Origin of the sequence: Nonomuraea sp. NPDC005650 (assembly GCF_040605375.1) — a bacterium.
GTDB lineage: Bacteria > Actinomycetota > Actinomycetes > Streptosporangiales > Streptosporangiaceae > Nonomuraea.
In genome coordinates, this window is sequence record NZ_JBEXCR010000037.1 from 77,910 (window position 1) to 91,326 (window position 13,417).

The window sequence follows — 13,417 nt, forward strand, 5'->3', positions numbered from 1 at the left end:
GCAGCGGCGCGCGCAGGCGACTCTCCGTGCGGGCCTCAACTCTTGACGGCCTCTGCGATCCGCTGGGCGGTCTGGGCGGGCGTGAGGTGCGTGGTGTCGACGACCTCGGCCTCGCCGTGCAGCCACGTGCGGGCCGCCTCGGCGTAGGGCTCGAGGTATTCGAGGCGGAATGAGGAGGGCCCAAGAACGGTGTCCCCCTCGATGCGCCCGCGCAGGGTGTCCTGGTCAGCGTGGAGGACGAAGTGCCGTACCGGAATGGAATGGTGGGCGAGGCCCGTGCTGATCTCGCGCCAGTACTGCTCGACCAGGACCGTCATGGGCATCACCAGCGTGCCGCCGGTGTAGTCGAGTACGCGGCGGGCGGTCTCGACGACGAGTGACCGCCACGGCGGCCAGTGCTGGAAGTTGTCCGTCGCGGGCAGCCCTGGCGTGATGTCCATGAGCGTCTCGCCGACCTTCTCGGCGTCGAACACCCGTGAATCCGGGATCAGTCGCTGCACGAGCCGACTGGTCGTCGTCTTTCCTGCGCCATGGGTACCGTTGAGCCATACGATCATGGGACCCGAGGCTAGCGTTTTGCGGGCCGCGGGAACGGGCACGGCAGGAATCCGACGAGGAGCGCCTGCACGGACATCATGCCTCTTCCAGGACACTCGATAGCATTCGGCGATGTCCCGTTTCGAGGTGACCACCCTCGTCCTCGCACCTCCGCCGGTCGTCTTCGACGCCTCGTTGTCGGTGGACGTCCACACCTCCTCCATGCGCCACTCCAACGAGCAAGCAGTCGCAGGCACCACCTCCGGGCAACTCGCTCTGGGCGACCAGGTCACCTGGCGCGCCCGGCACTTCGGCATCACCTGGCACCTGACCTCGACCATCAGCGCCTACATCCGCCCGACATACTTCGTCGACGAACAAGTGACAGGCCCGTTCCGGCGCTGGCACCACGCACACACCTTCGAAGCCACCCGCCACAACGACAGCGAAGCCACCCTCATGAAAGACGTCGTCGACTTCACCGCCCCCGCCGCCCCGCTGGGCACCGTCGCCGAGGTCCTCGTCCTCAAGCGCTACATGACCAAGCTCATCCTCCATCGCAATGCCCACATCAAGGCGACCACCGAAAACCCCCTGCGATGAAGCCATCTCAGCCGTCGGCATGGCGGAACATTGTGATGTCATGGCAAGTGCCCATCGTCGGCACCTAGATCGGGGAAGTGTCATGTCTGCTGGGACAGGAGACGCCGGTGAGGAGGGCCGGAGCCTGGGAACGCTGCTTCGGGCCTGGCGGAACCGGGCGTTGCTGACCCAGGACCAGCTCGCCGATCGGGCAGGCATCAACGTCCGCACCATTCGCCGGCTCGAAGGCGATGCCGTCGAGCGGCCACGGAGCGCGTCCCTCCGGATGCTGGCCGAGGCCCTTGAGCTGGACCCGCGGGAACAGGAAGCGCTCGCCGCCGCGGCCCGGGCAGAGCTCGGGCCGCCGACGGAGGGTTCCACGGGCCGGGAGCCTGAGCCGGCGGCATCCGAGCCGACTGCTACGCCGCAGCAGTTGCCGGTCGGCGTGTCCGGGTTCGCGGGGCGTGCGGATTCGTTGGCGGAGCTGGACCGTCAGCTCGACCCGGGCGCGGAAGGGACGAGGATCTGCATCGTCTCCGGTACGGCCGGCGTCGGCAAGACATCCCTGGCGCTGCACTGGGCCCACCGGGCACGCGGTCGATTCGAGGACGGCGAGCTCTATCTGAACCTGCAGGGTTTCGGGCCGGCCCGCGACGCAGTCGAGCCGCGCGACGCGCTGACGGCTTTTCTCGAGGCCATGGGCGTGCCACCGCAGCGGATCCCCGAGGATCTGCCGGTCAGGGCCGCGCTGTACCGGACGACGCTGGCGGACAAGCGCGTCCTTGTCGTGCTCGACAACGCCCGTGACGTCGAGCAGGTGCGCTGGCTGCTTCCCGGCGGCCCCCACTGCACCGTCATCGTCACCAGCCGCCGCCAGTTGAGCGGCCTGATCGCCGAAGAGGGAGCCGGGCTGATCACGCTGGACGTGCTCCCGCAGGCGGAGTCCCGCGAACTGCTCGCCCGCCGCCTCGGCCGGCAGCGGGTCGAAGCCGACCCGGAGGCCACCGACGAGATCATCACCGCGTGTGCGCGGCTCCCCCTGGCCCTGGCGATCGCGGCGGGACGGGCGGTCACGAGCCCGGCCGTTCCGCTGAGCGCCCTGGCCGCGGACCTGCGCCGGGCCGGCGGTGATCTGGGCGGGCTGGCCACCGCGGACTCGGCCACCAGCCTGCGGGTGGTGTTGGCCCGCTCCTACGACGTACTGCCCGAGGACGTGGCCCGCCTGTTCCGGCTGCTCGCCGTACATCCTGGACCGGACCTCACCGCGGCGGCGGCCGCCAGCCTGGCCGGCGTCGACCCGGCGCGGGTCAGGCAGCTCCTGGACGCTCTGCTCGACGCGCACCTGGTCACGGAGGTCACGCACGGCCGGTACGCCTGCCACGACCTGCTCCGGGCCTTCGCACGCGAGCTCGTCGACGAGACGGAGCAGTCGGCGCAGCGACGTGCCGCGGCGCGCCGAGTGGTCGAACACTACCTGCACACCACGTACGAGGCGGCGTTACGGCTGTACGTACCGGCCGAGTGGCTGGAGCCCCTCGACCCGGCCCCGCCCGGCGTGCGAGCCGAGCGCCTGGCCGAACACCGGCAGGCGCTGGCCTGGTTCCAGGCCGAGCACGCGGTCCTGACGGCCGTCCTCCGCCAGGCCATGAGCGACGGCCTGTACGCCCAGGTCGTCCGGCTGGTGTCGACCTTCCAGTTCTGGCTGCTCCGGCAGGGGCACCGGCAGGAACACCTCGATTGCCTGCATGTCGCGCTGGAAGCGGCCGGCCGTACGGGCGATCGGCGGGCGCAGGCGGCCGCGCACCGATGGCTCGTCCCGGTGGCCGCCGAACGCGGCGATCTCGAGCAGGCGTACTCCCACTTCCGCCAGGCCGCCGCGTTCGCGCGCGAGGCGGGCGATCTGACCGAGGAAGGGTTCGCCCTCTTCGACATCGCCCTGGCCTGCGCCCAGGCCGGACGCATGGAGGAGGCGTTGCGGCACGCGCGGGCGGCCCTCGACGTTGTTCGCTCAGCCCGCCTGGCCGCCACCGAAGCCTACGTCCTGAACCTGATCAGCTGGTGCCGGTGCGCGCTCGGCGATTACGGGCGAGCACTCGAGTCCGGAGAGAAGGCGCTGGCCATCGCCACCGAACTGGGCGACAAATCCGGCCAAGGCCACACCTTGGACACGCTGGGCAACATCCATCACCACCGGGGCGATGTTGAGGACGCGATCGCGCACTACCGGCGCGCGCTCACCTCGTGCCGCGATCTCGGTCACCGCTACGACGAGGCCGAGATCCTGCTCCGGCTCGGTGACTCGCTCCACGCCGCCGGCCGGCCCACCGAGGCGGTGCACTCGTGGCACCTCTCCCTCACCATCCTGGACGAACTGGGGCACCAATCCGCCGATGAGCTGCGGGCAAGGCTCCGCGACCACGGTCCCGCGCCCATCTGATCACGTCGGCCGGCAGAGTGACCCGGCGAAGGCGCCGAAGCACTGGGATGATCATTTCGTGTCCCGAATGACAGCTCTCCTCTCCGGAGCCGGCTACCGCGGTGACGAGCCGATCGTGGTCGGGATGCGGCGACGCGGCACGCCACCCGTCCTCCTGGCCCAAGGGCTGACCGCCACGACGATTGCCTACGCCGCGTCACTGTCGAAGCAGATGACCGCGGCCTGCGCGGCGCTGCTCGTCCGCAATGGCGCGCTGGACATGGAATCGCCCCTGTCACGCTGGTTGCCCCAGTTGCCGTCGTGGGCCGGCGCCGTCCGGCTCCGGCACCTTGTCCATCACACGGCGGCCCTTCCCGCCGACGCCGAGGTCGATGCCCTCATCGACGGCGAAACCGACCGGACCACGCCAGGCATCCTCCGAGCGCTCACCCGGTTCCCGGCCCTGGATCGCCGGCCGGGCACCGAGCACGTCTATTCCAACGCCGGATACGTGTGCCTGGCCGCGGCGGTGGAGCGGGCCGCGGACCTGCCGCTGCCCGACTTCGCCCGGCGCCACCTCTTCGGTCCGCTGGAGATGGCGGACACCCGCTTCTGGCCCGGGCCCGACCCCGCGCCCCCGGGTGCGGCGCCGCTGGTCCGTCCTCGTCCGGCCCCGCTGTCCCTGGGTGACGGAGGGGTTTGGACGACTCTCAGCGATCTGCTGCGCTGGGGCCAGGCGCTCAACGCCGACGAACTCGGCGTATCGGAGCTCATGCAGACTCCCGGACGCCTCGATGACGGTACGCCGATCGACTACGCCTGGGGCATCGGCGTCCGGTCACACGCGGGGCACCGCGTCTATCGGCACGGAGGCGGCTGGACAGGTCTGCGTGCGATCCACGCCCGTGTACCCGACCTGGACCTGACCGTGGCTCTCATCGCGATCGACGACCACACCGAACGCCGGGTGCCGCTCCTCGACAGCCTGCTCGATGCGGTCTCGCGGCCCTGGGTCGAGGGGCGTGCGGGGTGACGGCGCTCGACGCGCCGTTCCACGAAGCAGCACCGCACTGTCACGTGAGCTCGACGGCCGCCTCGCGCGGGACCAGCCAGAACGTGATCAGCGCCGACAGCAGCGTCACCGCGCAGGCGGTGTTGAGCGCCACCGGCAGGCCGGCGATCTCGCTCAGCGCCGGCCCGGCCAGCGCCCCCGCCAGCGTCACGGCGGCCTCGACGGTCAGGAAGGCCGCGCTCACCCGTCCGAGCAGGTCCTCGGGTGTGTCGCGCTGTAACCACGTCTGTACGGCGACCACCACGCTCACGCCCGGCACCCCCAGCAGCACGGCCGCGACCGGCAGCGACGACGCGTTGAACATGAGCGCGAACGCCGCCGCGACCAGCACCTGCCCGCCGGCCACCGCCGTCCTGACGCCGAACCGGTCCGCCCACCGCTTGCTGAGCGGAGCCCCGACGAGAAACCCCAGGCCCAGCGCGGACAGCAGGTAGCCGACCTGGAGGCTCCCGCCGAGCCGGGTCACGCCGAAGGGCACGAGCAGGGCGGTCAGCGCCGCGTTCGCCAGCAGGTAGACGCCGTTGGTGACCAGCAGCCCGCGCGCGACCGCCGTCCGCCGCAGGTGGTCCAGCCCGTCACGCAGGTCGGCCAGCACGTGCTGCGGCCGGCCCCGTTCGCGGACGCGGACCGACATGCGTACGATGCAGGCCGCCGACACCAGGCTCGCCCCCACGGCGGCGCCCGCGACCGCCTCGATGCCGAACAGCCCGAACACCAGCCCGCCCACCGGCGGCGCGGCCAGCGTGACCACGCCGGCGGTGCTCGCGTTGAGGGTGTTCGCGCTGGTCAGGGCTGGGCCGCTGCCGACGGCGGCGCGCGTGTGAGCCTGCGCCGCGGGCCTGAACAGCACCCCGGCCGTGCCCTGCCCGAGCACGGCCACGTAGATCAGCCAGGACGATCAGCAGGCCCGTGCCGAAGGTGGCGACCGCCCGCGCCGTCCACAGCAGCCGGAAGTCGCGCACCCGCAGTGCTTCCATCACGACATGTCCCCCTCGAATTATTCTCACAAGATAGGAGCATGGATCAAATTATTCTGTCAAGATAGACTCCATGGATCACGTCGAACTCGGGCAGCGGCTGCGGGCCCGCCGGGCCGCGCTCGGCCGTACTGTCGCCTCGGTCGCCACCGAGGCCGGGCTGTCGGTGCCCTATGTGGCCAACCTGGAGAACGGCCGGGGCAACCCCACCGTCGACGCGCTCGACCGGCTCGCCGGCGCGCTCGGGACCCGGCTGACCCTCACCCTCGCCGACCCGAACGCCGTCGGCAGGGAGGCCCCGACGCCGCCGTCGCTGCTGGAGTTCGCCAAAGGCGGCAGGTTCGGGCGGGAGTGCGCCGCCCTGGCCGCCGCGCTGAACGAGGAGGAGCAGGCGGTCCGGACGACCCTGTTGGCCACCATGACCGCCGTCGGCGGCACGCTACGGCGCGATCTCGGCGAGGCCGACTGGCAGCGGCTGCTCGACGCGCTGGTGCTGATCCTCGCTCACCCGGCGGACTGACGTCAGCCGCTGACGTAGATGAGGGCAGTGCGTTCCGGGCCGACCAGGAGGAGGCAGGAATCCCCTTCGCCGCTCAGAACCTCGTCGAGGGGGAGCTTCTTGGCGAAGGCGAGCAGGGTTCCGGAGGCGCCGGTGACCTCGGTGACGAGCGTCCGGTAGAGGTCGCGGGCCAGCCAGGAGACGAGTTCGTCGCCGGGGATCTCGGGGGTCGTGTCGTCGAACTCCCAGAGCACGCTCGCGGCCCGGGCCGCCTGGACCATGTTCCGTTCCGAGTCGATCAGCGCGGCCCTCAAGGAGGCCGGGTCCAGCGGCCAGAGGACGTCGTCGTCGCCCTCCTCGGCGATCAGCCAGTGCCCGTCTCCGGTCCAGCCTGCCCGGAAGGCGTCGTGGGGATCGGGGACGTCGAGATCGACCTCGTGGGCTCCGAAGCTCACCTCGAACGTCACCTCGTCGGTGTTGTTGATCCTCAGGAAATCGCCCAGAAGTGCCGTGACGCAGGCGATCCGGTACTCGGCCTCAACGGGGGCATCGGGGACGGCCGGGGCGGAGGTCAGGGACAGCCGCCGTGTGGTGTTCCAATCGCGCGCCAGAAGGTGCAGCTCGTCGTCGAGTACGGGGCCGCCCGGCTCGGCCGCGACGGCGATCCGCAGCAGGTCTGTGGCATCCGCGGCGAGGTAGCCGGCGGCGTATCCGGCCAGCGCCCGGCCTCGCCTGCTCAGGCTGCCGCCGGATTCCAGCGCTCCGATGACGAACTCGTACGCCTGTTCCGCACCCTCGGTGGGCATCCCCCAGGACGCGCATTGCGGGCTGTCGGACGTCTCGTCCGGGTCATCGATGTCGAACAGGTCGACGACCAGCGGGTGGCGCTGCCCATCGGGGCCGTCGAACGTTTCCGGGAACGCCCCGAACTCCGTCACCTCGGCCGGGGAAGGCGCCGAGGTCCACTCCTCCTCGGGGGCCTCGCCTCCGTGGAGCGCCAGCCGCCATTCCGGCAGCCACAGCCCGAACAGGCACTCCACGGCTTCGAACGGGCCGACCCGGCGAGGTTCTGCAGCCGTCAACGCTCATCTCCGAGGTTCGGGTTCGGGGGCGAGATCAACGATAGACGTACGACGAGCGCGCTTGAGAGTTTGTGCCGATACCGTTTGATCATGTCCGCCTCCTTCGATCAGCTGCCGTCGGCGCCTCACCATGAAGCGGTGCCGGGATTGCGCTACATCCCCGGCTGGCTGAGTTCTGACGCCTGCGCGAGGCTGCTCTCCTCCATCGACGCCGCCCCGTGGTCAGCCGAACTGCGACGGCGAGTGCAGCACTACGGCCACCGCTATGACTACGGCCGCCGAAGCGTGGCGAGAGACTCCCAGACCCCGGCACCGCCGATTCCGGCCTGGGCCGAGCAGCACGCCACCGGCCTGGTCGGCGAAGGACACATGGAGACGGAAGCGGACCAGGTGATCGTCAACGAATACCAGCCGGGGCAGGGCATCAGCGCGCACGTCGACTGCGTGCCCTGCTTCGGCCCGGTCGTCGCCGCGATCTCCTTGGGCTCCGCCTGCGTCATGGACTTCACACACCCTGAGAACGGCACCAGGGTGGCGGTCCAGTTGGCCCCCGGCAGCCTGTGCGTGATGACGGGACCCGCCCGATACACCTGGCGTCACAGCATCGCCGCACGAAAGAGCGACCCCACCGCCGCGGGCCGCGTACCACGCGGACGGCGGGTCTCCGTGACCTTCCGCACCATCATCGACCCCATGCGATGAGCGGCGCAGCTGACGACCTCTGGAAGGTCGGATCCATGATGATCCGCGGGCCGGGCGCCGCAGCGGACGACACACCGCCTGCCGTGTGGCCTCGGTCACCCAGGACATAAAATGCCTGGTAGAAGACCTGTCCAAACCGCATCAGAGGTAGACGGGCGGTTGCCCGATGGCGAAGCTACTTTTCGTGATGACCGGAGCGGCCTACTGGACGCTCAAGGACGGCACCAGGCATGCGACGGGTTACTGGGCCGAGGAGTTCGTGGCCCCGTACAAGGCGCTCACCGAGGCCGGTCACCAGATCGTGGTCGCCACCCCCAACGGGGTGGTTCCGACCGTGGACATGATGAGCCTGCGCCCCGAGATGGCCGGCAGCGAGCAGATCGCCCTCGATCTGGAGGCGGTCATCCGCGCTGCGGAGGAGATGCGGCGGCCGATCCGGCTCTCGGACGCCCGGCTGGAGGATTACGACGCCGTCTACTGTCCGGGGGGCCACGGCCCGATGGAGGATCTCTACGTCGACGCGGATGCGGGCCGGTTGCTGACCGCGGCGCTCGCCTCCGGCAAGCCTCTCGCGATCGTCTGCCACGCCCCGGCCGCCATGCTGGCGACCAGGATCCGCGGCGTGTCGCCGTTCGCCGGCTACCGGGTCACCGCGTTCACCAACGAGGAGGAGAACGCGGTCGGGCTCGGCCCGAGGGCCCGCTGGCTGCTGGAGGACGAACTCATCGAGCTGGGCGTCGACTTCACCAAAGGTGAGGCGTGGAAGCCCTACACGGTGGTCGATCGCAACCTGTTCACCGGGCAGAACCCCGCCTCAGCGGCACTCCTGGCCGAGCGGCTGCTCAAGATCCTGCCGTAGCGCTGTGGATGGCTCGGCGACTCGGCTCAGCGTGAACCTGGCCGCAGCCGACCTGATCCCCAGCACCTCGGCCGGCTCGATCATCGGCACCGTGCTCGCCACCGGCCAGGACCCCGCCGGGCTGGCCGTACCGCCGCCGGCTGCCCCGGCCACCGCGCCCGCACCGCAACCCGACCCGGGGCTCATCACCCTGTTCGCCCGCGACGTGCTGACCTACGAGACCTCGATCGCCGATCCGCAGACCGTCGTGACCATCAGCCCTGACACTCAGGCGATCGACGCCTTCGGCCCCAACCTTTACGACCGGGCAGCCTGGCAACCTGCGTATCAAGGGTGATGTCACCGCGCCAGCCGCCCCAGCAGCCCGGACGCCGCCGTGATGCCGATCGCCGTGGCCGCGAACAGCACCGCGAAGTCCAGCGGCAGGTGCGCGGGGATGCCGAGCAGCAGCCCGCGCAGCGCGTCGACCTGGTAGCTGAGCGGATTGACCGCGCTGATGTACCGCAGCCAGTCCGGCATGGCCGCGGTCGGATAGAGGGCGTTGGACGCGAAGAACAGCGGCATGGTGATCGCCTGCCCGATGCCCATCAGCCGATCGCGGGTCAGGACGATCCCGGCGATCGTCACCGACAGGCAGGAGAAGAACGCCGAGCCGAGGAGCACGGCCACGATCACGCCGACCAGGCGCACCGGGTCCCAGGTCATGCTCACACCCAGGAGCGCGGCGATGACCATCACGACCACCGCCTGGATCATCGCCTTCACCCCGGCGGCGAACGCCTTGCCGGTGACCAGTGCGGCTCGCGGGGTCGGCGTGACCAGGAGCTTGGTCAAGACCCCCGAGTCGCGTTCCCAGATGATCTGGATGCCGTAGAAGATGGCGATGAACATCGTGGACTGGGCGATGATCCCCGGGGCCAGGTAGTCCAGGTACGGGATGCCGTCGCTCGGGATCAGCCTGATGCGGGTGAACGTCTCACCGAAGATCAGCAGCCACAGGGCGGGCTGGATCGCGCGGGTGTAGAGCTCGGTGCGATCGTGGCGCAGCTTCTGCAGCTCCACCACGCACATCGCGGTGATCCGGGCGGGCAGCACGCGCCACCCCGTACGGGCGCGCGGCGGCACGAGCAGCAGGTCGAGGCCGCCCGTCCCGGTGCCGTCAGCCGACACGGGAGGCGGTGTTGCGGGTACGGCGGACATCGCGGAACTCTCCTCCTCCTTCGTCGAGCCCACTGCCGGCGACGTCGCGGAAGACGTCCTCCAGCGTGGGGGTCGAGCCGTCGGCGCGGCGGTCGCGCAGGTCGGCGATGAGCCGCTCCGGCGTGCCGAGAGCCCGTACGCGCCCCTGGTGCATCAGCGCGACCCGGTCGCAGTACTGCTCGGCCTCGTCCATGTAGTGGGTGGTGACCAGGACGGTCATCCCGGTGGCGGCGCGCACCGTCATGATGTGCTCCCACACACTGGTACGGGCGATGGGGTCCAGCCCGATCGTCGGCTCGTCCAGCATGAGCAGGCGTGGCGCGCTGACCAGGGCCTGGGCGAGTTCGAGGCGGCGTACCATGCCGCCGGAGTAGGTGCCGGCCATCCGGTCGGCGGCCTCGGCGAGCCCGACCGCCTCCAGCGCCTGGCCGACCCGGTCCGCACGCTCGCGCCGTGGGACGTCGAACACGCGGGCGAACAGGGAGACGTTCTCGCGGCCGGTGAGGCTCGCGTCCGCCGACAGTTGCTGGGGCACGTAGCCGAGCAGGCGGCGCACCGCCATCTTCTCGGTGGCCGCGTCGTGCCCGAAGACCCGCACCATCCCGGACGGGACGGGCAGCAACGTGGTCACGCACCGGATGGCGGTGGTCTTGCCCGCCCCGTTGGGGCCGAGCAGCCCGAACACCTCTCCGGCGGCGACCGTCAGATCGACGCCGTCGACGGCCCTGGTCTGGCCGAACGAGTAGCGCAGGCCCGAGCAGGTGACCGCGTCACCCGTCGTCGGCAGGTCGTCCCTCATACCGTCCCCACCTCCTCCTGCAGGCCCTCGGCGAGCCTGCGCAGCGCCGGGAGCGCGGCGGTCAGCGCGGCCCGGTCCTCCTCGCTGAGCCGCGCCACCTGCTCGCGGACGAGTGCCACGCGCCGCTCCTCCCAGGCGCGCAGCCGCGCCTCGGCCTCCGGCGTGGGCAGCAACCGGGCGGAACGGCGGTCGTCGTCGCTGGTCTCGCGGCGCAGCAGCCCGGCGGTCGTGAGCTGGTTGACCAGCGTGGACACCGAGTTTCCCGCCAGGTAAAGCTCCTTGGCCGCCGCCGAGACCCCGATGCCGGGGTGGGCGGCGACCAGCCGCAGCAGCTCGACCTGGGCACCGCGCAGCCGCGGCCCGGTCAGCCCCCGGCGCAGCCTGCGCCGGACGAGCCGCTGGATACCGGTCAGGACGCCCACGAGGGCGTCGGGGAGTTCTGTCGCACCCATATCCAAAACATTAGCTCTGTTCACGAGCTAATGTGAAGCGCCCAGCTCAGCATGTATGGGAAAAAGCGGACCTACGCGGGTTTATGAGGCGAGCGAGACGACGTGGCCGATCGACGACGGGTCGTCGATCAGGTCGAGCATGCAGTGGGCCACGTCGGCGCGGGTGGTGCTCAGCCCCCTCCTGACGTTGAGGTCCCGGGCGGTGCGGTAGTGGCCGGGGCTCTCGGCGTCGACCAGGCGGGAGGGGCGCACGATCGTCCAGTCCAGGTCGCCGGCACGCAGCATCTCCTCGGCCCGGGCCAGGTCGGCGTAGGAGTGGCGGAGCAGGGGCTGCACGAAGAGCGGCTTGAGCACGTACCGGAGGAGGAAGCCGTCGCCCGCGTCGGCGACCAGGCCGCTGGCGCTGACCAGCAGCATGCGGCGGACCCGCGCCCGGGTCATGGCCTGGATGATCGAGCCGGTGCTGGCGGTGTGGACCGTGGTGGGGCCGCGGTCGCGCGCGCCCAGCGCGGACAGCACGGCCTCACAGTCCTTGACCACCGGGAGGATGGCGTCGGGGGCCATCACGTCGGCCTCGACGACGTCCAGCCGCCCGCGCAGCTCGGCGGGCAGCCGGGACGCGTCGCGCACGGCGGCCGTGACCTCGTGGCCGCGATCGAGGCCCTGGCGCAGGAGCTGCAGGCCGATGCCGCCGGTCGCGCCGAAAACCGCGAGTTTCATCAGTCTCGCCTCTCTAGGTTGGTAAGTGTTCACTCACCCTACCTCGCAAGGCGAACACGCGGAGAAGCACGCCTCCTCAGCCGAGAACGTTTGATCTGCTGGGCCGCCGGATGGTAGAAGGTTGATTGGTGCGATTCCAAGGTGCGGCGGTGACAGCCCGCCGGTTCCGCCGGTCTCGGCGGGACGACTCGGTGCGATTCCGGGCCACGCGGTGACACCCCGCCACCTCTCGGGCCGGCCCGGCCCCTGGTTCTTCACGCGGTGAGGCTCGGCCTGCCGCTGTCGAGAGGTGGTGTCGCATGTTCACCGGGAACATCCAGGAGATCGGCACGGTGGTGGCCGTCGACGAGTCGCGCATCGCGGTCGGCGCGCCCGGGGCCGCCGCCGGCGCGCCGGGTTCGATCAGCCTGAACGGCGTGGGCCTGACCGTCCTGCGGACCGCCCGCGAGACGCACGTGCTGGAGGCCGGGCTGTCGGCCGAGACCCGGCGCAGGTCGACCCTCGACCAGATCCGGCCGGGCACGCGGGTCAACGTGGAGACCCCGCTGGCGCTGGGTGACCCGCTCGCCGGCCACCTGGTCCAGGGCAACGTGGACGCCGTGGGCAAGATCGTGCGGATCGACGACGAGGGCGCGGCCCGGCGCCTGTGGATCAAGCCGCCCGAGCGCTTCCTCCCGCTGATCGTCGCGAAAGGGCAGATCGCGGTCGACGGCGTCAGCCTGACCGTCGCCGAGGTGTCCCGCGACCGGTTCGCGGTGGCGCTGATCCCGCTGACGCTGCAGGCCACCACGCTGTCGGAGCTGTCCGTCGGCGACCGGGTGAACCTGGAGCCCGACCTGGTCATCCGGCTCGTCCGCCGCCGCCTGCCCGACCTGGCGCGGGCCGTGACCGACGTGGTCGCGGCGCTCCCCTGGGCCGGACGGCTCTCGGGCGGGCGCGGCGTGCAGCAGGCGCTCACACAGCTCGCCGCCGGAGGAGGCGTGGTCATCTGGGACCCCGATCGGGAAGGCGAGGGCGACGTCGTGTTCGCGGGGGCCCGCCTGCGCCCGGAGGCGTTCACGTTCCTGCTCACCCAGGTGTGCGGCCACCCGACCGTGCCGTGCGCCCCCGAGGTCCTCGACCGGCTGGAGCTCGATCCCGTCCCCGGCCCCGGCGACCGGCACGGCACCCGCCCGCACATCCCCGTCGACCTGACCGCCGGGACCGGCACCGGAGTGTCGGCCGCCGAACGCGCCGCGACCGTGCGCCGCCTGGCCCACCCGGACGCCGCCCCCGGCGACTTCCTGCGGCCGGGACACGTCTTCCCGCTCGCCGCCCGCCCCGGCGGGCTGTCCGAACGCGCCGGGCACACCGAGGCCACCGTCGCCATGTGCGTGGCGGCCGGGCTGGCGCCGGTCGGGGTGTGCTGCGAGGTCATGAACCCCGACGGCACCATGGCCAAGGCCGCCGACCTGGAGATCGCCGCCCTGCACTGGGGCCTGCCCCTGCTTGACGTGGCCGACCTCACGAAGCATCTGTGA

Annotated in this window: 15 protein-coding genes; 8 read left to right on the top strand and 7 right to left on the bottom strand. The window is 71.1% G+C overall.

Translation table 11 applies throughout. The annotated features are described in order from the left end of the window. Positions 1–35: 35 nt before the first annotated feature. Positions 36–500 (bottom strand): ATP-binding protein, encoded by a 465-nt coding sequence (locus tag ABZS69_RS47160; protein ID WP_355385219.1) that lies wholly within the window; start codon positions 498–500, stop codon positions 36–38. Between the two features lie 169 nt (positions 501–669). Between ABZS69_RS47160 and ABZS69_RS47165 the strand changes: the two genes are divergently transcribed. From ABZS69_RS47165 to ABZS69_RS47175, 3 genes are all read left to right on the top strand, one after another. Further along, positions 670–1,140, top strand: coding sequence for an SRPBCC family protein (locus ABZS69_RS47165; protein ID WP_355385222.1), 471 nt, complete (start codon positions 670–672; stop codon positions 1,138–1,140). Positions 1,141–1,222: 82 nt separating this feature from the next. Continuing rightward, positions 1,223–3,556: a tetratricopeptide repeat protein gene (locus ABZS69_RS47170; protein ID WP_355385225.1), complete on the top strand. Its 2,334-nt coding sequence runs from the start codon at positions 1,223–1,225 to the stop codon at positions 3,554–3,556. A gap of 67 nt (positions 3,557–3,623) precedes the next feature. Next, on the top strand, positions 3,624–4,568 hold the full coding sequence (locus ABZS69_RS47175; protein WP_355385228.1) for a serine hydrolase domain-containing protein: 945 nt from the start codon (positions 3,624–3,626) through the stop codon (positions 4,566–4,568). Between the two features lie 40 nt (positions 4,569–4,608). Here the strand turns inward: ABZS69_RS47175 and ABZS69_RS47180 are convergent, their stop codons facing one another. Next, on the bottom strand, positions 4,609–5,496 hold the full coding sequence (locus ABZS69_RS47180; protein ID WP_355385424.1) for an MFS transporter: 888 nt from the start codon (positions 5,494–5,496) through the stop codon (positions 4,609–4,611). 161 nt (positions 5,497–5,657) lie between these two features. Here ABZS69_RS47180 and ABZS69_RS47185 point away from each other — a divergent pair, with 161 nt between their 5' ends. Beyond that, positions 5,658–6,104 carry a helix-turn-helix transcriptional regulator gene (locus ABZS69_RS47185; RefSeq protein ID WP_355385231.1) on the top strand — a complete coding sequence of 149 codons (447 nt, stop codon included), beginning with the start codon at positions 5,658–5,660 and terminating at the stop codon, positions 6,102–6,104. A 2-nt stretch (positions 6,105–6,106) separates the two neighbouring features. Here ABZS69_RS47185 and ABZS69_RS47190 read toward each other — a convergent pair whose 3' ends face one another. Beyond that, entirely contained in the window at positions 6,107–7,165 is a 1,059-nt protein-coding gene (locus ABZS69_RS47190) for a hypothetical protein (RefSeq protein ID WP_355385234.1), read from the bottom strand. Between the two features lie 90 nt (positions 7,166–7,255). On the opposite strand from ABZS69_RS47190, the gene ABZS69_RS47195 reads away from it, so the two are divergent. The 3 genes from ABZS69_RS47195 (at position 7,256) to ABZS69_RS47205 (ending at position 9,063) form a co-directional block, all read left to right on the top strand. Further along, on the top strand, positions 7,256–7,867 hold the full coding sequence (locus tag ABZS69_RS47195) for an alpha-ketoglutarate-dependent dioxygenase AlkB (RefSeq protein ID WP_355385237.1): 612 nt from the start codon (positions 7,256–7,258) through the stop codon (positions 7,865–7,867). Between the two features lie 166 nt (positions 7,868–8,033). Further along, a complete protein-coding gene (locus tag ABZS69_RS47200) occupies positions 8,034–8,726 on the top strand; it encodes a type 1 glutamine amidotransferase domain-containing protein (protein WP_355385240.1) in 693 nt (230 codons plus the stop codon). A 31-nt stretch (positions 8,727–8,757) separates the two neighbouring features. Further along, positions 8,758–9,063 (top strand): hypothetical protein, encoded by a 306-nt coding sequence (locus tag ABZS69_RS47205; protein ID WP_355385243.1) that lies wholly within the window; start codon positions 8,758–8,760, stop codon positions 9,061–9,063. Positions 9,064–9,065: 2 nt separating this feature from the next. On the opposite strand, the gene ABZS69_RS47210 is transcribed toward ABZS69_RS47205, so the two are convergent. From ABZS69_RS47210 to ABZS69_RS47225, 4 genes are all read right to left on the bottom strand, one after another. Continuing rightward, positions 9,066–9,926: an ABC transporter permease gene (locus ABZS69_RS47210; protein WP_355385246.1), complete on the bottom strand. Its 861-nt coding sequence runs from the start codon at positions 9,924–9,926 to the stop codon at positions 9,066–9,068. Next, positions 9,886–10,725: an ATP-binding cassette domain-containing protein gene (locus ABZS69_RS47215; RefSeq protein ID WP_355385249.1), complete on the bottom strand. Its 840-nt coding sequence runs from the start codon at positions 10,723–10,725 to the stop codon at positions 9,886–9,888. The genes ABZS69_RS47210 and ABZS69_RS47215 overlap by 41 nt, the downstream gene beginning before the upstream one ends. Then, positions 10,722–11,177 (bottom strand): MarR family transcriptional regulator, encoded by a 456-nt coding sequence (locus ABZS69_RS47220; RefSeq protein ID WP_355385252.1) that lies wholly within the window; start codon positions 11,175–11,177, stop codon positions 10,722–10,724. The genes ABZS69_RS47215 and ABZS69_RS47220 overlap by 4 nt, the downstream gene beginning before the upstream one ends. Positions 11,178–11,258: 81 nt before the next feature. Then, entirely contained in the window at positions 11,259–11,897 is a 639-nt protein-coding gene (locus ABZS69_RS47225; protein ID WP_355385256.1) for an SDR family oxidoreductase, read from the bottom strand. A 299-nt stretch (positions 11,898–12,196) separates the two neighbouring features. Between ABZS69_RS47225 and ABZS69_RS47230 the strand changes: the two genes are divergently transcribed. Next, the gene (locus ABZS69_RS47230; RefSeq protein ID WP_355385259.1) at positions 12,197–13,417 is read left to right on the top strand and encodes a riboflavin synthase; all 1,221 of its coding nucleotides are present in this window, start codon (positions 12,197–12,199) and stop codon (positions 13,415–13,417) included.

Excerpts from the sequence above, each read along its gene's own strand:
- ABZS69_RS47170 (WP_355385225.1), top strand. The coding sequence starts at position 1,223 with ATGTCTGCTGGGACAGGAGACGCCGGTGAGGAGGGCCGGAGCCTGGGA.
- ABZS69_RS47225 (WP_355385256.1), bottom strand. The coding sequence starts at position 11,897 with ATGAAACTCGCGGTTTTCGGCGCGACCGGCGGCATCGGCCTGCAGCTC.
- ABZS69_RS47215 (WP_355385249.1), bottom strand. The coding sequence starts at position 10,725 with ATGAGGGACGACCTGCCGACGACGGGTGACGCGGTCACCTGCTCGGGC.
- ABZS69_RS47185 (WP_355385231.1), top strand. The coding sequence starts at position 5,658 with ATGGATCACGTCGAACTCGGGCAGCGGCTGCGGGCCCGCCGGGCCGCG.
- ABZS69_RS47210 (WP_355385246.1), bottom strand. The coding sequence starts at position 9,926 with ATGTCCGCCGTACCCGCAACACCGCCTCCCGTGTCGGCTGACGGCACC.
- ABZS69_RS47200 (WP_355385240.1), top strand. The coding sequence starts at position 8,034 with ATGGCGAAGCTACTTTTCGTGATGACCGGAGCGGCCTACTGGACGCTC.
- ABZS69_RS47175 (WP_355385228.1), top strand. The coding sequence starts at position 3,624 with ATGACAGCTCTCCTCTCCGGAGCCGGCTACCGCGGTGACGAGCCGATC.
- ABZS69_RS47165 (WP_355385222.1), top strand. The coding sequence starts at position 670 with ATGTCCCGTTTCGAGGTGACCACCCTCGTCCTCGCACCTCCGCCGGTC.
- ABZS69_RS47220 (WP_355385252.1), bottom strand. The coding sequence starts at position 11,177 with ATGGGTGCGACAGAACTCCCCGACGCCCTCGTGGGCGTCCTGACCGGT.
- ABZS69_RS47230 (WP_355385259.1), top strand. The coding sequence starts at position 12,197 with ATGTTCACCGGGAACATCCAGGAGATCGGCACGGTGGTGGCCGTCGAC.
- ABZS69_RS47195 (WP_355385237.1), top strand. The coding sequence starts at position 7,256 with ATGTCCGCCTCCTTCGATCAGCTGCCGTCGGCGCCTCACCATGAAGCG.